The organism is Candidatus Nitrosopelagicus brevis (assembly GCF_000812185.1).
In the GTDB taxonomy this organism is placed as follows: domain Archaea; phylum Thermoproteota; class Nitrososphaeria; order Nitrososphaerales; family Nitrosopumilaceae; genus Nitrosopelagicus; species Nitrosopelagicus brevis.
The window spans coordinates 146,042-163,283 of record NZ_CP007026.1 but is presented as its reverse complement, the minus strand read 5'-3'; the positions used below and the strand labels follow the sequence as shown (position 1 = coordinate 163,283).

General features: G+C 28.8%; 17 protein-coding genes. 4 read left to right on the top strand and 13 right to left on the bottom strand.

What is annotated here, in order from left to right; genetic code table 11:
- Nucleotides 1-81: 81 nt before the first annotated feature.
- Nucleotides 82-792: a glycosyltransferase gene (locus T478_RS00890; RefSeq protein WP_052433813.1), complete on the bottom strand. Its 711-nt coding sequence runs from the start codon at nucleotides 790-792 to the stop codon at nucleotides 82-84.
- 97 nt (nucleotides 793-889) lie between these two features.
- Here T478_RS00890 and T478_RS00885 point away from each other — a divergent pair, with 97 nt between their 5' ends.
- A complete protein-coding gene (locus T478_RS00885; RefSeq protein WP_082008712.1) occupies nucleotides 890-2,872 on the top strand; it encodes a B12-binding domain-containing radical SAM protein in 1,983 nt (660 codons plus the stop codon).
- Between the two features lie 12 nt (nucleotides 2,873-2,884).
- Here T478_RS00885 and T478_RS00880 read toward each other — a convergent pair whose 3' ends face one another.
- The 5 genes from T478_RS00880 to T478_RS00860 are packed head-to-tail and all read right to left on the bottom strand — an operon-like array spanning nucleotide 2,885 to nucleotide 6,999.
- Nucleotides 2,885-3,823, bottom strand: coding sequence for an NAD-dependent epimerase/dehydratase family protein (locus T478_RS00880; RefSeq protein WP_048104454.1), 939 nt, complete (start codon nucleotides 3,821-3,823; stop codon nucleotides 2,885-2,887).
- A 23-nt stretch (nucleotides 3,824-3,846) separates the two neighbouring features.
- Nucleotides 3,847-4,848: a hypothetical protein gene (locus T478_RS00875; RefSeq protein WP_048104452.1), complete on the bottom strand. Its 1,002-nt coding sequence runs from the start codon at nucleotides 4,846-4,848 to the stop codon at nucleotides 3,847-3,849.
- Nucleotides 4,849-4,881: 33 nt separating this feature from the next.
- Nucleotides 4,882-5,385: a D-glycero-alpha-D-manno-heptose-1,7-bisphosphate 7-phosphatase gene (locus tag T478_RS00870; protein WP_048104451.1), complete on the bottom strand. Its 504-nt coding sequence runs from the start codon at nucleotides 5,383-5,385 to the stop codon at nucleotides 4,882-4,884.
- Complete coding sequence (locus tag T478_RS00865) at nucleotides 5,385-5,975, bottom strand: D-sedoheptulose-7-phosphate isomerase (protein ID WP_048104447.1); 591 nt, start codon at nucleotides 5,973-5,975, stop codon at nucleotides 5,385-5,387. The genes T478_RS00870 and T478_RS00865 overlap by 1 nt, the downstream gene beginning before the upstream one ends.
- Before the next feature lie 13 nt (nucleotides 5,976-5,988).
- Nucleotides 5,989-6,999 carry a GHMP family kinase ATP-binding protein gene (locus tag T478_RS00860; RefSeq protein WP_048104446.1) on the bottom strand — a complete coding sequence of 337 codons (1,011 nt, stop codon included), beginning with the start codon at nucleotides 6,997-6,999 and terminating at the stop codon, nucleotides 5,989-5,991.
- A gap of 66 nt (nucleotides 7,000-7,065) precedes the next feature.
- Here T478_RS00860 and T478_RS00855 point away from each other — a divergent pair, with 66 nt between their 5' ends.
- On the top strand, nucleotides 7,066-8,046 hold the full coding sequence (locus T478_RS00855; RefSeq protein WP_160271559.1) for a dTDP-glucose 4,6-dehydratase: 981 nt from the start codon (nucleotides 7,066-7,068) through the stop codon (nucleotides 8,044-8,046).
- A gap of 36 nt (nucleotides 8,047-8,082) precedes the next feature.
- Here the strand turns inward: T478_RS00855 and T478_RS00850 are convergent, their stop codons facing one another.
- The 6 genes from T478_RS00850 to T478_RS00830 form a co-directional block, all read right to left on the bottom strand.
- Nucleotides 8,083-9,162: an SGNH/GDSL hydrolase family protein gene (locus T478_RS00850; RefSeq protein ID WP_048104438.1), complete on the bottom strand. Its 1,080-nt coding sequence runs from the start codon at nucleotides 9,160-9,162 to the stop codon at nucleotides 8,083-8,085.
- Complete coding sequence (locus T478_RS00845) at nucleotides 9,162-10,865, bottom strand: carbamoyltransferase family protein (RefSeq protein ID WP_048104437.1); 1,704 nt, start codon at nucleotides 10,863-10,865, stop codon at nucleotides 9,162-9,164. Before T478_RS00845 ends, T478_RS00850 begins: the two co-directional genes overlap by 1 nt.
- Nucleotides 10,865-11,215, bottom strand: a complete 351-nt coding sequence (locus tag T478_RS00840; protein WP_048104436.1) for a hypothetical protein — start codon at nucleotides 11,213-11,215, stop codon at nucleotides 10,865-10,867. Before T478_RS00840 ends, T478_RS00845 begins: the two co-directional genes overlap by 1 nt.
- Nucleotide 11,216: 1 nt before the next feature.
- Nucleotides 11,217-11,369 carry a DUF5989 family protein gene (locus tag T478_RS07920; protein WP_369677417.1) on the bottom strand — a complete coding sequence of 51 codons (153 nt, stop codon included), beginning with the start codon at nucleotides 11,367-11,369 and terminating at the stop codon, nucleotides 11,217-11,219.
- Between the two features lie 34 nt (nucleotides 11,370-11,403).
- Nucleotides 11,404-13,215, bottom strand: coding sequence for a glycosyltransferase family protein (locus tag T478_RS00835; protein WP_048104434.1), 1,812 nt, complete (start codon nucleotides 13,213-13,215; stop codon nucleotides 11,404-11,406).
- A gap of 62 nt (nucleotides 13,216-13,277) precedes the next feature.
- Complete coding sequence (locus T478_RS00830; RefSeq protein WP_048104433.1) at nucleotides 13,278-14,162, bottom strand: glycosyltransferase family 2 protein; 885 nt, start codon at nucleotides 14,160-14,162, stop codon at nucleotides 13,278-13,280.
- A gap of 137 nt (nucleotides 14,163-14,299) precedes the next feature.
- Here T478_RS00830 and T478_RS00825 point away from each other — a divergent pair, with 137 nt between their 5' ends.
- A complete protein-coding gene (locus T478_RS00825) occupies nucleotides 14,300-15,049 on the top strand; it encodes an NDP-hexose 2,3-dehydratase family protein (protein ID WP_048104429.1) in 750 nt (249 codons plus the stop codon).
- Entirely contained in the window at nucleotides 15,046-16,077 is a 1,032-nt protein-coding gene (locus T478_RS00820) for a Gfo/Idh/MocA family protein (protein WP_238573609.1), read from the top strand. The genes T478_RS00825 and T478_RS00820 overlap by 4 nt, the downstream gene beginning before the upstream one ends.
- On the opposite strand, the gene T478_RS00815 is transcribed toward T478_RS00820, so the two are convergent.
- A complete protein-coding gene (locus tag T478_RS00815; protein ID WP_048104428.1) occupies nucleotides 16,072-17,229 on the bottom strand; it encodes a DegT/DnrJ/EryC1/StrS family aminotransferase in 1,158 nt (385 codons plus the stop codon). The two genes, T478_RS00820 and T478_RS00815, sit on opposite strands and share 6 nt — an antisense overlap.
- Nucleotides 17,230-17,242: the final 13 nt, after the last annotated feature.

Genomic DNA, 17,242 nt, shown 5'->3' with positions numbered 1-17,242 from the left:
TGAAATTTTAATTTCTCTAAAACTAATAAACTATTTTACTAATTCATTTCTAAATAAATAAATTTTTAAAAAGAATATTTCTTAAAAGTTTAGTCTACGCCATAATCTTAATGCTGGAATAAGAAATTCAGAAACCCATTTAAATTTTATATCAGACATATTTTCTGTCCATTTTACAGGAAATTCTTTTACAGAATATCCTTTACGTTGTGCGATAACAATAATTTCTACATTACCAAAACCAGTATTACTATCAACAAAATTTAGAAGCTCGAGTCCAACATTTTTTTTTATTATACGAAATCCACAGTTATTGTCTTTTATTTTTGATTTTAAAAGGAAATTTATTAATAATGAATTGAATGCTTTGCTTAAAAATAATCTTCCAAATGTTCTTTTAGCAGAACTTAAATCAAGATACCTTGAACCAGTAACAAAATCATAGTTTTTTGCATGTGATAATAATTCTTTAAAATGTGACATATCTGTTGAAAGATCCACATCCAAATGTGCAACAAGTTCACCTTTAGCAAGCTTAAATCCATTTCTTATAGCATTTTCAAATCCTGGTTCTTCAAGATGCACAACGGAAATAAAATTAAAATTTTTAGATATTTGTTGAGCAATTTTGTATGTATTATCTGTAGAACCATTTTCAACAATAATAATTTCGTATGAAATATTTTCAGAATTAACAGTTTTGATTGTTTCATTAACACATTTTTCTAATCCATTTTCTTCATTATAAGCTGGAAGAATAATAGAAAGATAGCACGATTTTTCTGTTGACACAAGAACTTGATGTTAATCTATAATATTAATCGAATACAGTTTAGAAAGTGATATTTTGATAAATAATTATAAATAACATCGGGAGGATTTTAGATTGATGAATGTGGTTAAGGTTAGCTCTAGCCAATACAACTACATCTATGGAAAACAAATTCAACTTCCTTATAGTATTGCCATGTTATACACATATGTAAAATCACAAAAAGAATTAGGTGATAAATTTAATTTTGAAAAAACATTTGTTTTTAGAGATAAAGTGAATCAAAATATCGAAGAATGTGATGAATCAGATATTTTGTTATGTTCATGTTACGTATGGAATTGGGAAATAACTACTCATTTGGCTAAAGAAGTAAAAAAACGAAATCCCAAATGTTTGATAGTTTTTGGTGGACCGCAAGTTCCAGATTTTACAGATGGCTTTTTTGAGAAATACCCATTTGTAGATATACTAGTACATGGTGAAGGAGAAATTATTCTTAAGAATTTATTGAGTACTTACTTAGATGACAAAGATTGGTCAAAAGTAAAAGGCATCTCTACAAAAACAATGAGAACTATGCCGGAAGAACGTATTAGTGATTTAGATCAATTACCATCACCTTATCTAACAAATCGAATTTGGGATATTGCAGATAAAGAAAGTGAATATCAATGGGATTGTTGTTGGGAAACCAATAGAGGATGTCCATATCAGTGTACATTTTGTGATTGGGGAATGGCTACATTTAGCAGGACACGAAAATATCTTGAAGAAAGATTGTTTAAAGAAATTGAATGGTTTGCAGATAATAAAATGAGGTATATACATGGATGCGATGCTAATTTTGGAATTTTCCGAGAGAGAGATTTACGAATAGCCAGAAAATTAAAAGAAGTTTGTTTGGAGAAACATTATCCAACAAAATTCTTTGTTGCATGGGCAAAGAATACGACTGATCAGATTCTTCCAATTGCACGTGAATTACGGGATGGAGGAGTTTTAGGTGGTGTTACATTAGCAGTTCAGTCCCTCGATCCAGAGACTTTAAAAATTATTAAACGGGCTAACATAAAATTTTCAAAGTTTTCAGATTTGACATCAACATTTAGAGAAAATGAAATTCCAACGTATACAGAGATAATTATTGGACTGCCAGGAGAGACACTTGATAGTTTCAAACATGGATTAGAGATTATAGCTCAAACAAAACTTGATACAGTTTTAATACATAATTGTAGTGTTTTGCCAAATGCACCAATGAATTTACCAGATTATAGAGAAAAATACAAAATAAAAGTGATTAATTCTCCTATGTACTTAGGACATTCTTCAATACACAAAGATGAGATATTAGAAAATGAAGAAATTGTTGTAGGTGCAAGTTCCTATACTTTTGAGGATTTAATTGAGATGCGAGTATATGGATGGGTTTTTACTACATTCCAAAACCTAGGAGTTTTTCAAGAAATTAAAAATTATTATGAACAAACACATGGATTATCAATTGTATCATTTTTTGAAACAATTTTAGAATATTGTAGGACAAGAGATTCTATACTTGCAGATGAACTGAAAATTGTTGAGAAACATATTCGAGACGGATTTTCAGGTCATGGATGGGATCATCATGTACCAGAGTTTGGAGATATAACATGGCCGATAGAAGAAGCAAGTTGGTTACGTTTAGTTCCAAATAAAATGAAATTTGTGGAAGAGGCAACTAAATTTGTTAATTTCTTAGAAGAAAAGCATGGTTATGGAACTTCTAAAGATATTACAAATGATCTTGTAAAACTTGAAGCTTTTCTACTTACAACAAAAGATGACGATATGGAGATAAAAACAGAAGAATTCAAGTTTGATTGGAAGGAATTCTTTGTCAATACTAGTAATGAATTAAAGCAATCTGAAAAAAAGTATTATTATAGAAATTTGGTTATTGAAAATGATCCTATAACATGGTGTTATAGAACATTATTTTGGGGAAGGAAACAGAGAAGATACAAATTTAATCCAGAAAATCTTAAAGAAAATGAATCAGAAGTAGGAATTGACGCAAATCGTCTAATAAGAGAAGTGAAACCAATAAAGGCATAATTTAGAATTAAATTAATCTTTAGAATTTTCTCTAAACCAGTCAAGTGTTTCTTTTAATTCTTCATTAATAGTTTTTTTAGAATTAAAATTAAACAATTCATGAATTTTTTGTAAGTTTGGTTTAAAATATTTGGTTTCAGAATCACGTGGTTCAAGTTTAAGAATATCAATTTTTTCATTAAATAGATTAGTTAATTTTCTAGCAAGATCAATAATTGTAATATTTTCATTTGAACCAATATTCAAAATTTTATTTTTTGTTAGTTCAGGAGAGCAGATTATTTTATCAATAATATCAATAACATAATCTATGTAAACAAGATTTAATGTTTGTTTTCCTCCATAAACAATAATTTTTTTTTCTTTTAAAGCATGTGTTAACATTAAACCTACAACAGAAGATGGAGAATGGGGACCAAAAACATTTGATAGTCTAAGAATTGTATAATCAAATTTTGAAATATCGGAGTTAGATATTATGAGATTTTCTGATAGAATTTTTGTTTTTCCTAATACATTATTAGGATTTAATTCATCAGTTTCAGAACTTGTTTCTCGAATAGTTTCACCGTATACTTCTCTTGATGATGTAAAAATTATTTTTGAATTAATTTTTTGGCAAATTTGTAGAATATTACGTAGCCCAACAACATTTGTTTGATATGTTTTTTCAGGGTTATTTTCACAATCTCTAAGATAACCAAAATTCGCTAGATGTAATACCACATCAGGATTATACGAAACAATTTTTTCAATTATTGAATTATCTAAAATATCATTAGATTCAATAATTATATTTTTTATGCCTGAAAAATTTTTTAATGAATTATTATTATGAGTTAATGCAATTATGTCATAATTATTATGAAATTTTTTTATAAAATTAGTTCCGATGAACCCATTTGCGCCAGTAATTAGTAATTTTAGTTGAGTAGATTTTTCATTATTCATATCAATATTTGGCGGACAGTCTTTTAGAATTTACTATCTAAGAATTTAATCCAACCATACATTGATTCTGCAACTTTTTCAAAGAATTTTAATGAATTATTATTTTTGCTTGTTTTACCTAACCAATCGGCAATTTCTAAAAAGCAGGAAGTATAATCATTGGTTTCTAATGTTAAATCAGATAGATTATTCCAAAGGAATGAGTTCATAGTATCACCTTTATCTTCAAATTTAACATCAATATTTACATCACGTGTTCCTTTTTCATGAGAAACAATTGGAAAACCAGCACTCATCCTTTTGTCTAATTTATCTAGAATTTTTTTAATGAAGAGACCGGACCAAATATCGTCATATCTTGCAACACCAAAACCATCTGGTTCTTGGTAAGTATATGGAAATGCAGGAATTACTTCTTTTAAAAAAGATGTATTCATACCACAAACTGTTGTAAATTGGTTTTTTGGTATAACAAAATCTTGAAGGACTTTGCTTTGATTACATAAGGGTTCAGGTATTTTTCCATCTTTACTTGATAGAATATTACTAATTGTTCTTGCAGGTAGATCTAAATCACATTCCCATAATCCTTGATTAACAACAACCTGAGATTTTTTGGTTATACTGGTTGGATGACCACGTGCTCCGTGGAAAAATACATCAGAAGGGATATTGGAATATGCATTCAAAATATTAAAGTAATCATGTGATGATGATTTTAATCGTTCAATATGATCAGTGAAATAGGTATTAGATTTTGGAAAACAATCATCATCAAGATTCACAACTGCATCATAATTTTGTTGTAAGGCATATGCAAAACCAAAATTCCGTTTTGTATGTCTATTAAAGATCCAGGATTTTTCAAAAACCTCTTTATCGTTAAATTCTACAGTCCTTTCATATTTCTTTTCTAATTTTTTTTCTGAAATAATAATAAAATCAACATTTTCAGGAGCAATTTCTAGAAAACTCTCAAGACATTTTGGACCTCTCATAGATGGAATTACAACAGCAGTTTTCATACACTGATTTTAATAAAAGATAATATAAATTAGTTAAACACTTGAATTTTTTAATTTAATTATTTCTTGTGCGGCATACATTAGATTATGACTATCATTTACAAGAAAGCTATTACAATTAGCCAAATTTGCAGCCTCAATATCGGTTTGACTATCACCAATAAACCAACTTTCTTCTAAATTAATATCAAATTCTTTTGTTGCTTTTAAGATCAAACCTGGTTGAGGTTTTCTACAATCACAATTTTCATCAGGTTTATGAGGACAAAAATAAATTGCATCAATAGAAGTATTATGTTCATTTAAAAAATTTTGAAGTTTTTTATGAATAGCATTTAGTGTATCAAGTGTGACTATTTTTCGATTTATTATAGATTGATTTGTGATCAAAATTATCAAAAAATTATTCTTTTTTAAAAGATTTATTGCATTTGGAACATATTCAAATATCTCTAATTCAGAGATATTTTTTACATAATCATCTCTTTTTTGGTTAATTACCCCATCTCTATCTAAGAAGATAGCAGCTCTTGACATTAGTACGAAAAAGCTGGATTGCCTTTTTTTCTAAGTAATGTAGTAAGAAGATGACATATTAACAGATGCATTGTTTCTATTGTCAACATATCTGAATTAGGAATATTTAGATTTATTTTTGATATTTTTGATAGCATTCCGCCATCTTTACCTGTTAATGAAATGGTTTTTGCACCCATTTTATTTGCTAATTCAACGGCTTTGACAACATTTGGAGAATTACCACTACCACTGATAGCAAGAACTACATCATCACTATCTAAGAAATTTTCTAACTGACTAGAAAAAATATCTTCATAGGAAGTATCGTTTGCCCAAGCAGTAAGAACAGGAATATTATCAGTAAGGCATATTGCACGAAATCTATTTGCATTATCAACTATACTTGTTTTTTGTAAATCAGATGCAAAATGTGAAGAGGTTGAAGCACTTCCACCATTACCAAAAAGTATTATTTTTTGATTAGTTTTTCTTGCAGTTTCTAAAACTTCAAGTATTTTTTCAATTATATCCAATTGTTCAGATTTAATTTTTGATATGCAATTAATTTGCTCATCCAAATTTTTTATTATGTCATCATTATCAGTCATATTACATCAATTTTCAAATGTCACCAACATCAACAACTTTTGCTCCATCTTTTGTAAATGTAAAATCAATGTTTTGTATACCAATTTTTGACATATTTCTTATAATTCGTTTATGTTTAGACTTTTCGGCATACATGTACAGGTGTCCTCCACCACCAGCACCAGTAACCTTCATTGCACCAGCACCTAATGAAAATCCTTTTTTTATGATTGCATCAATTTTAGGATTTGTTATTCCAGATGCATATTTTTTCTTTTCAATCCAAGATTGTTTCAGTATATCTTGAAATAAATTAAGATCATTTTTTCTTAGTGCAGTATACATTTCCAAGGTTAATTCTTTGACTTTATGTAATGCATTAATTGTTTCTGATTTATTTTTATTAATATTTTTCAATTGTTCAGAAAGTATATCGTAAGATGGTTTTCTATTTCCAATAAAAAATAGTAAAGAGTTTTTTTCAATTTCATTTCTTGTTGATTTATTTAATTTTACGGGTGTAACTGTGACTTTATTTTTTGTATATTTATAGAGATTTATTCCTCCAAACGCAGATGCAAACTCATCCTGTTTTCCAATATTCCATTTTAAATTAGAGGTACTAATTTTATATGCCAACATTGCAATTTTATTTTTAGACCATTTTTTATTTTTCATTGTACTAATTACATTAACAATATTTGTTGCCAAAGATGATGAAGACCCAAGACCAGAGCCTGCAGATACATCAGTGCAGATGAATATATCTAATCCTTCTTTAAATTTTAATTCTTTTAAACAGGCTAGAGGTATTTCATGTCCCCATAATGGTTTCACTTTTTTGTATGAACTTGGTGAAAGATGAGATGCAAAATCTGGTGAGAATCCTTGCAGTAAATTATCATTACGTTTTTTTGCAATAACATACGTGTACAAGTTAATTGAAGTGCATATCGAATATCCTGTATGAGAATTGTGATAATCCTCAAAATCTGTTCCACCTCCAGAAAAACTAATTCTTAATGGTGCTCTACCAATTAACACAATTGTTTCTGAATATGGTTTTATTTATTTTATTGATTTATAAGATATAATCAAGATTTCATCATATTGAGTAATACGGATTTTAAAGGATTGAATGTTCTTGTTACTGGTGCTGATGGGTTTATTCCAAGTTTTGTTTGTGATAGGCTAGTCGAATTAGGAGCCAATGTAACTGCATTAGTTAGAAGAAATTCTAGTAATGTAATAAAATCAATTCCTCATCTAAAGACACATCTAAAAATCAGATGGGGTGAAATTTCTGATTTATCACTACTGGTTCAAGAAACTAAAGATACCGATATAATTTATCATCTGGGTGCTCAAAGTCATGTTCAGTATTCCTTACATAATCCTCTGGAGACTTATGTGACAAATACAGTTGGAACAGCAAATGTTCTAGAAGCAGCACGAATTAATGATGTTAGAAAAATTGTTCATGCAGGTAGTGCAGAAGTTTATGGAAAGCCAAACAAAGTTCCCATAACAGAAGATAATGAATTAGTACCACGTAGTCCTTATGCTGCAGGAAAAGTTGCATCTGATCGTTTAATGTTCTCATATTTTTGTACATATGACATGCCAGTTGTAATGTCAAGATTCTTTGGAATATATGGTCCAAGACAAAGTATTGAGAAAGCAATTCCAAAATTTATATTAAAAATTCTTAATAATGAACCTCCAGTTGTTTATGGCGATGGTAAACAAAGTAGAGATTACATGTATGTTACTGATGCAGCTGATGCATATGCAAAACTTGGAGTAGCTAATGATGTGGATGGACAAGTTATCAATATTGGAACCGGTACGGAACTTACAATCGCAGATTTAGCCCAAAAAATTCTGGATTTAATGAATAGTGATCTTAAACCTATATTTTCCGGAAAAATTAATCCTGGTGAAGCAGGAAGACTTTTCACGGATCCTACTAATTGTATGAAAAAATTAGACTGGTCACCAAAAATTGGATTAGAAGAAGGATTAAAAAACACCATTGATTATTTTACAGAAAATAAAGAATTGTACAAACATCTCGATGTTGTAGTATAATTAATGAAAAAAATTTTAAAAAATATGTTTTAGATTTTATTTAGAAATTTCATTTTTCAAAAATATGGATAAATGATTATAGATTTCTGATGCAACAATTTTGTTACCAAAATCACTAATATGGCCAGCATCATAATAGACAGTCTGTTCATATGGATCAAAAACATCTCTTAGATCAATTGTTTTATTACATGAATTTATCAGATCATTAAGATTTTCAGCATATGATTCATAATATTTTATCATAGTTTTGGAATCATAGTGTTCATGATAATGCATTTCTTCTTCAGATAATATTTTATTTCCAGTACCAAGTAATGGTTGCAGGATAATTACTGTTTTCAAATTTTGTACTTCACTATTTTTACAGGTTTCTTCTAAGTTGTTTTTCCATAAATTTACCTTTTCTGATATATATGATGAATCAAAATCCATAATATCAGTAGATGTTCTTTGGTAATTGAAATATTGTTGAATAAGAACTTTAGGTGTTAGGTAATCACTTCTATTTATCATTCTAATTAATTCATCAGTTGGAGAACTATCAATTGATTCAAATTGTTTGTAAGAGTGATTGAGATCATTCCATCCATCATAAATTACAATCAAGTCTGGATTATAATTTACCAATGAATTTTTTATAAATTCTGCTTCAGTAGAAGAATAAGCTTTTGGAATACCAGCGTTAATTATTTCAATATCTTCATCTGGAAATTGTTTATCAAAAAATTGTTGAATATAACCAGGAATAGTATGATTATCTGATGTTGCACCTACACCAAAGACTGTGGAACCACCAACAATAAAGATTCTATATTTAGAATTTTCTTGAAGTTCTGGTCCTCTAAACCCATCAGAATTAACATTTAGAGTCTCAAAGTTTTGATTAGGTTCTAAACGCAGAGGCATAATTGACCATTTCAATTTACTATTATCATGACAAATTGTTCGTTTAAGATTATCATCCATTTCAAGAAAAACATCGCTATCAAAAAAACTACATGATGGATAATAATGATCATAAATACGAATTCCAGATTCAATTGTAACTATTAATATTAAAAATAATAAGAGATATAGAAAAAATTGTTTCTTATATCCGACCTGTACTGACACTATTTTTTCACCAAATAATTTCCCATTACCAAATAATCCATATCTGTTTTCACTATCATTTGATATGCCTGTTCAGGAGTGTGAACAATTGGTTCACCCATAACATTCATCGAAGTGTTAATCACTACAGGAACACCAGTAATTTTGTAAAACTCTTTAATTAAATCATAATAAAGAGGATTTGCTTCTCGATGTACTGTTTGTAAACGACCAGTACCATCAACATGAGTAACTGCAGGAATTTTTTCTGGTTTCTTTACAGGTACTACCATCAACATGTATGGACTAATACGATCAATATCAAAATATTCTGAAACATATTCTTCTAGGATTGATGGCGCAAATGGTCTGAATGATTCTCTATGTTTAATTTTTTCATTAAGAATATCTTTCATTTCTGCTTTTCTTGGATCTGCAAGTATACTTCTACAACCAAGTGCACGTGGACCCCATTCCATTTTATCTTGATACCAACCGACTATATTTCCATCAGAGATTAGTTTAGCCGTTCTAGATAATAATTCATCACCTTCTATTTTTTCAAATGATATTTTTTCAGAATTTAGATATTCAAAAATTTCTTCGTTTGAAAATGATGGTCCAACGTATACATTTTCAGTAATTTGATGGGAAGGATTTTTATGAATAATTCTTTGATTATTGTGATAATTATAATAGATGTATTGTGCACAACCAACTGCACTTCCTGCATCTCCTGGTGATGGAGGTACATGGATATTATCAAAATGACCTTCTTTTAATATTCTATAATTTGCAACACCGTTTAGTGCAACTCCTCCACCAATACATAGATTCTTCGAATTAGAATTTTCATAGACATGGTTTACCATTTTTAATAGGATATCTTCTAAAACTTTTTGTGCACTTGCACCAATATCAAAATGAATTTGTTCAGCTTTCTCATTTTTCTTTCGTGGTTCAATACCAAATAATTTAGAAAATTTTTCATTTGTCATTACTTTGTCATATGTAAATGCAAAATAACTCATATCAAGATGTATACTTCCATCATCTTTGATATCGACAAGATTGTGTATGATTTCATCATAATATTTTGGTTTACCATAAGATGCAAGTCCCATTAGCTTGTACTCACCTTCATTCACTCTAAATCCCAAAAAATACGTGAATGCAGAATAAAATAATCCAAGAGAATGAGGCCAACGTATATCGTGAGTTAAATTAATGGTGTTATTTTTTGCATGTCCAAACGATGTAGTGCTCCACTCACCTACTCCATCAACAGTAAGTATTGCAGATTCTTCAAACTGAGAGGTATAGAATGCATGTGCTGCATGCGACATATGATGTTCAGGAAATAGAATTTCTCCAGTAAATCCCTTAAGTGATTTTTTAATTTCACTTTTTGTCCAGAGCCTACTGTGTAACCATTTTGGCATAGTATTCAAAAAACTGTATAAACCTCTAGGTGCCACGGCAATATAATTATCAAGCAATCTTTCAAATTTGAGAACAGGTTTATCGTAAAATGCTACTGATTTTATATCAGAAGGTGAAATTCCTGCTTCTTTCAAACACCATTCAATTGCCATTCGTGGATAATCATCATCAAATTTCTTTCTAGAGAATCTCTCCTCTTCAACTGCTGCAACAACAACACCATCTTTGAGTAATGCAGCAGCCGAATCATGATAATAACATGAAATTCCAAGAGTATACACTAGAACATCTTCCTCACATCATTTGAGGATTCAATCTCAAGCCAATAGGATTGATTTTGTTTTTTTAAACGTAATAAATCAATTCGTAGGAGTTTGAACAGAATACCATAAATGGATATAACGAAAATGTAAAGACTGCCTAAGAAAACTTTTGTGTTTATTATAGCAAAAATATCCAATCCTTTTGAAATTTTTTTCGCAAATACTTGAGTAATAGTTAAAACAATTCCAACGAAGAGAGCAAAATAGAGGATAGAAAAAGAACCAGTTCCGGACGTAATAATAAAGAACCAGAAAGATAATCCTGCAGTCACTGCAAGTGATTTGAATCTAGGTGATGATGTCTGCATATTATATCGGATAGATAAAGGCTACAAGTCCTGATTGTGCTAAAGCTGTGACTCCAACAAGTGCCAAGAGTAATATGAAAATTGGGAACATGTAAAACTTTTTTTTATTAATATAAAGTTGAAAAATTTCTTTGATAGTTTGCAAACGTGACATGATATAAAAAAAATTATCACATATATAACAATAATTACAAATTAGATAGAAAGTACAATACTGATTTTGCAGAATTACCTTGACAAGAGAGGTAATCCTTCAAGAATGAGTTTATTTTAGGATTTTGTTTGTAAGTTATGTTATTAGATAATATTTTTTTGAGTTCTTCTGGAAAATTTACAATTGATGTAGTGGTACAAGTATCTCTTTTGAAAATTTCTGATTTCCCAAATCCATAGTCCTTGAGAGATATACTCAACACAGGTTTTTTGAGTATTTGAGATTCAAGAATTGTCGTTGATAGATCAAAAGTAATTAGTAATTCACATTTTTTTATTAAAGGAATAATATCTCCATTTTTTATAATTTCAACATTCTCAAAATGTTTAAAATTTTCTAGATTTTTATCTTCTAATGAGGGATGAGGTTTTATTATTACTTTCTTATTCAATTTAGTAAGAAAATCACAGATCTCATTTAGTATGGAATAATAATTTATTTGAACATTAACCGTATTATCTATTACAAAATCTTTCATAGGAGGAGAAGTTGCAATTAAGATAAATTCATTTGAGGTATTATCGTTATGATCAAATAATTGATCAAAAACAGGATTACCTAAGTCTTGTATCTTATCTTTAGATATTCTAAAGTTTTCTACATATTTACTAATAATTTTTCCCCATGAAATAAAAAAATCAGAATCATTAGGAAAAAATCCTAATAAATTATTTCTACTAATTGCATTTGGAGTATCATATGGTACTCCATGTTGTAATAGTACAACAGGAATTTTATTTTGTTTTGCAAGTTGAAGTGTGATTTGTTCTTGTACACCAGCTTCAGATAAAATTAATATTGAATCAAAATGCTTTTTTTGAAATAATTTTTTTGTGGATTCAATGTACTCTATAAAAGATAAAAATTTTGAATTAATTTCAGGAATAAATTGTTTTGAAAAAATTTCCCAGAAAGATAAACCGTTAAAACTAAAAAAAGTGGAAAAATAATCATCATTTGACCACATTAAATTTAATTGATTTTTTAACTCAGAGGTACCTGAAAAAATTTTGTTTTTAGATTCAGAATCAAATAAAGAATTAATATTAACTATTTTTGATCTAGATTTTTTTATAATTTTCCATGAATCATAATTCCAAACAGCAGGTTTTCGATTATTAAATAAGGTTATTCTACAATCATAATTTTCAGAATTAATGAATAAATTTTTGTATTTGATAGGATCAATCTCAATAAAAAGTAGATTTTTAGATTTTTTATTTTTTGAACCCTCAAAAGGAGATTGTAGGAACAAATCAACAGTATTTTTAATTTTTTTAAATTGGTTTTCTGAAAGATTAACAGTGAAATTGAATTTTCCAAATTTATATTCATAACTTATTTTTTTATTTTGAATATTAGATTTGGAAGAAAAATGTTTTACATTTTTTGAAAAATATTGTACTAATTCGTATAATGAAGATGTGCAAGAGATATTTGGACAAATTTTTGTAATGTTATTAATTTGTGTAAATTTTGTTAGAAAAGGTACAACCATATCCATGAATTGTATATTGAATAGTTTTCCAAGATTGATGTTTTCATAAATAATGTATTTGAATAGATTTTCATTTAAATACCATTTTGAAAAGGAAAAACTTTCTGATTGAATTTTTTCAATAGTTGATTTATCAATATACTCATCAGCTAAAATATGATCAATTTGATTTTCTTCTAAAATTAAATGAGAATTAAGATCAAAACAAACAATTTTTTCAAAATTTTCTTTTGTTTTTATTAATAGATCTAAATCAAATTCAGAATCTAAGAGTAAATAATTTTTCATGATTAATTTTTAATGCTTTTTTGTAAGTACCTAAGATGTTTTAGTTTTTGAATCATTTAAGATTAATTTTTTCCTTCTCGTACTACAGAAACTAATGAATAAAGTAAGATGGCACACAGCAATAGGACTACACCAACTATTACACAACCTATTGCAATAATTGCAATATTTGTAATTATTTCACCACTAATTGCATATTCTTGTATTGTCCATATAGTAAAAGATAAACCAATTATAAGAAAAAATACTGAAGGAATGCCATAAAATTTTAATGGATTTTCAATTGAAGTGAATTTTATAGTACTAAGTAAAACTGACGAACCGTGTGAAATAGGATTATGTGTTGATGTATTTCCACCATACATAATTTTTATTGGCACTTCAGTTATTCTAAATTCTTGACTACTTGCTTTAATCAATATTTCTGTAGAAATTCCCATTCCTAATTCCGAGGGATTCAATTCAGATAAAACTTGTTTAGAATAAGCTCTGAATCCACTTTGAGAATCAGTTAATTCTTTTTTAATTGACATATTGGTAATTTTTGTAATTACTTTAATTCCAACTTTTCTATAGTTTGGAACTTCTTTTTCCCCATCATCTAAAAATCTAGAACCAATTACAATATCTGATTTCTTTTCAATAATTGGTTGTATTACTTTGCTAATATCCTGAATTCTATGTTGACCATCAGCGTCAAATGTTACTAATGCATCACAATCCAAATCTTTTGCTTTTAAGAATATACTTCTAATAGCTGCCCCATAACCTAAATTTTTTTCATGTTTTATCACAATAGCACCTAAATCTTCAGAAATTTTAGATGTAAGATCTCTGGACCCGTCATCACAAACAATAATTTTATCAGTAATTTCCTTTAATTGCGTAATAATTACAGCAATATTTTTTTCTTCATTATAAGCAGGAATTCCAATTGCGAGACTCATTTTAATCCTTTAATGATTCTTGGATTTTTACCTATAAAACATACTACTCAAAGTTTTTCCATTAATCTCAATCTTTAATGATACTTTACATGAATTAGAGTAGAAAATATAATTAGACTACATGTTCAGAGTTTCCTATGATAATTGATGAAATTAAAGTGATATTGGAAAATAATGAATATGAATTAGATTCTGACACAATTTCAAGAATTCAAACTATGCTTGAATCCATAAGAGATGACAATCAAATAAACAAACTGGATTATGTCATTGAATGGTTTAACAAAAAACGTGAAGAATCAGATATGATTGTAGAAGAAATTGGCGTTAATGATTTGGACAAATGGAACGTAGACTCAAACACGGGTAATGTAAAACATGAATCTGGTGGATTTTTTCAAGTAATCGGTGTTAAAGCGTCTAATACATTTGATCGTGAAGTTGGAAAAAAAGGTTGGACACAGCCAATGATTGCAAAAAACCCAGGTGGTATTTTGGGAATTTTAATGAAAAGAATTAATGGTATACCACATTATCTTTTGCAGGCAAAAGCAGAGCCAGGCAATATTGGAAAATTACAATTATCACCAACACTTCAAGCAACAACAAGTAATTTGTTAAAAGCACATGGAGGTTCAAAGCCATTATTTGCTGAATATTTTAATGAAGAAAATAATCTAAACATCATCTATGCAAAATGGCAATCAGAAGATGGCGGTAGATTTTATTTAAAATCAAATTACAATATGATCGTAGAAGTTACTGAAGACAAAGACTTGGAAATTCCAGATTCATTCATTTGGGTTACATTATATCAAATCAAGCAATTAATGAAGATTGAAAACTTTGTTGGACCACATGTTAGAGGAATTATTTCCTATCTATGAGAAAAATGGAGCCTCTAAAATTTGGTGTCATTGGTTGTTCACGTATTGCAAAGCGTTCTGTGATTCCTGCCATATTAAAATCAGAATTTACAGAACTTGAAATAATTGGTAGTGCGTCTGATGGCAAAGTAAAAGAATTTGCCAAAGAGTTCAAGTGTAAAAAATTTGGCAGTTATGAAGATGTATTTTCAGATGATTCAATTGATGCAGTGTACATTTCAACTCCAATTGGGACACATGCAGAATTATCCAACAGGGCAACAGCTGCAGGAAAACATGTTTATGTTGAAAAATCTGCTACATATTCTCTAACTAATGCAAGAGAAATGGTTGAATCTGCAAAGCAAAACAATGTTCGACTAATGGAGGGTTTTATGTTCCGATTCCATCCACAGCATCAAAAAGTAAAAGAATTGATTAGTGAAAATAAAATTGGTCAACTTGTAGCATTCAATGGTAGTTTTGGATTTCCAGCATTTCCAGAGGGCGATATTAGATACAATGATCTTAAAGGTGGTGGATTCTTGAATGATTCTGGATGTTATCCAATTTGTGCAAGTAGAATGATCTTTGATGAAGAACCTATTTCTGTAGGATGTACATTACGATATAATCAAGCAGATAACCCAGTGGATGTTAAAGGTACTTCTGTTTTGATATATGAAAATAACAAGAACGCATCAATTTCATTTGGAAATGGAAACTATTATCAAGCAAAATATGAAGTCTGGGGAACAGATGGTGTGATATCCACAGATAGAGCTTACTCTGTTCCTCCTGATTTTACAACTAAGATTAATTTACAATATAATACAGAAAATAATTGGGAAGGTAGAAAAAATGATACCTTCAAAATTCAACCAAAAGATCATTTTCTAGAAATACTTGATACTTTTTGTATGGAAATTACTGGGACAAAAAATTCATCATATAATTTTGAAGACGAATTGTTAAAACAAGCAAAAGTCATGGAAGCCCATAGACATTCTTCAAATACAGAAAAACAAGTATTTCTTAGCGAATTATAATACAGATTTAATTACTTTAATTACTGCATCCTGATGTTTTTTAGAAATATTTGGAAATAATGGAAGTGCTAAAATCTCATCATAGATTTTCGTTGTATTGACAACATTAGATTTCTTTGTAAATTTACGGTATGCTGCATATTCATGAATTGGCATCCAATACACCGTTGTTCTAATTCCATTTTCTTTTAGTTTCTTATACAATTGATTTCTTGATAATTTGAAAGGTTTAGTCACACGAATTGTGTATAAGTGATAAGAGTGACTTCTATCACGCACCATATCTGGCAGGATTATTCCAGGAATATTTTTTAAATTTCTATGATAATAGAAAGATGCTTTTTTACGAAGTTCATTTATTTTTTTAATTCTCTTTAGTTGTGTTATTCCTAACGCGGATCTTATTTCATCCAATCTATAATTGTATCCTGGTTCAACAATATCAAAAACCCAAGGATATTCACTGGAATAACGACTTTTTAGAGATTTTGTCATCCCATGACTTCGCAGTTGTCTAACTTTTTCAGCAATATTTTTTGAATTTGTTGTCACCATTCCTCCTTCAGCAGTTGTAATGTTTTTGGTTGGGTAAAATGAAAAGCACCCAGTATGACCAATTGTTCCTACATGTTTTGATTTATGAAATGTTCCAACAGCGTGTGCACAATCTTCTATAACTTTTAGATTGTTATCTTTTGCCATATCTAAAATCTCTTCAATATTACAAACTTGGCCATAAATATGAACTGGAATTATTGCTTTGGTTCTTTTTGTAATATTTTTTTTTACATTTGAAATAGATAAAAAGAAATTTTCTTTGTTTATATCGACAGCTATCGGTTTTGCATTACAAGCAAGCACTGCATTAGCGTCAGCAACAAAAGTTAGATCAGGTATAATGACTTCATCATTTTCTTTAATTCCTAATGCTTTTAGTGATAAATGTAATGCAGCAGTACAATTTGATACTGCTACTGCATATTTTGCCTTCGAGTATTTACAAAAATCAGCCTCAAACTTTTCTAATTGAGGACCAAGTGTTAACATACTTTGTTTGAGTGTTTTACTGATAATTTTTTCATCTTCTTTTGATATCCATGGTTCATATGCAGGAAATTTAATTTTAGAATCTTTAAAAAAATCTTTTTTCATATTTTCAACCTCA

Excerpts from the sequence above, each read along its gene's own strand:
- T478_RS00885 (WP_082008712.1), top strand. The coding sequence starts at position 890 with ATGAATGTGGTTAAGGTTAGCTCTAGCCAATACAACTACATCTATGGA.
- T478_RS00880 (WP_048104454.1), bottom strand. The coding sequence starts at position 3,823 with ATGAATAATGAAAAATCTACTCAACTAAAATTACTAATTACTGGCGCA.
- T478_RS00875 (WP_048104452.1), bottom strand. The coding sequence starts at position 4,848 with ATGAAAACTGCTGTTGTAATTCCATCTATGAGAGGTCCAAAATGTCTT.
- T478_RS00870 (WP_048104451.1), bottom strand. The coding sequence starts at position 5,385 with ATGTCAAGAGCTGCTATCTTCTTAGATAGAGATGGGGTAATTAACCAA.
- T478_RS00865 (WP_048104447.1), bottom strand. The coding sequence starts at position 5,975 with ATGACTGATAATGATGACATAATAAAAAATTTGGATGAGCAAATTAAT.
- T478_RS00840 (WP_048104436.1), bottom strand. The coding sequence starts at position 11,215 with ATGCAGACATCATCACCTAGATTCAAATCACTTGCAGTGACTGCAGGA.
- T478_RS07920 (WP_369677417.1), bottom strand. The coding sequence starts at position 11,369 with ATGTCACGTTTGCAAACTATCAAAGAAATTTTTCAACTTTATATTAAT.
- T478_RS00835 (WP_048104434.1), bottom strand. The coding sequence starts at position 13,215 with ATGAAAAATTATTTACTCTTAGATTCTGAATTTGATTTAGATCTATTA.
- T478_RS00830 (WP_048104433.1), bottom strand. The coding sequence starts at position 14,162 with ATGAGTCTCGCAATTGGAATTCCTGCTTATAATGAAGAAAAAAATATT.
- T478_RS00825 (WP_048104429.1), top strand. The coding sequence starts at position 14,300 with ATGATAATTGATGAAATTAAAGTGATATTGGAAAATAATGAATATGAA.
- T478_RS00820 (WP_238573609.1), top strand. The coding sequence starts at position 15,046 with ATGAGAAAAATGGAGCCTCTAAAATTTGGTGTCATTGGTTGTTCACGT.
- T478_RS00815 (WP_048104428.1), bottom strand. The coding sequence starts at position 17,229 with ATGAAAAAAGATTTTTTTAAAGATTCTAAAATTAAATTTCCTGCATAT.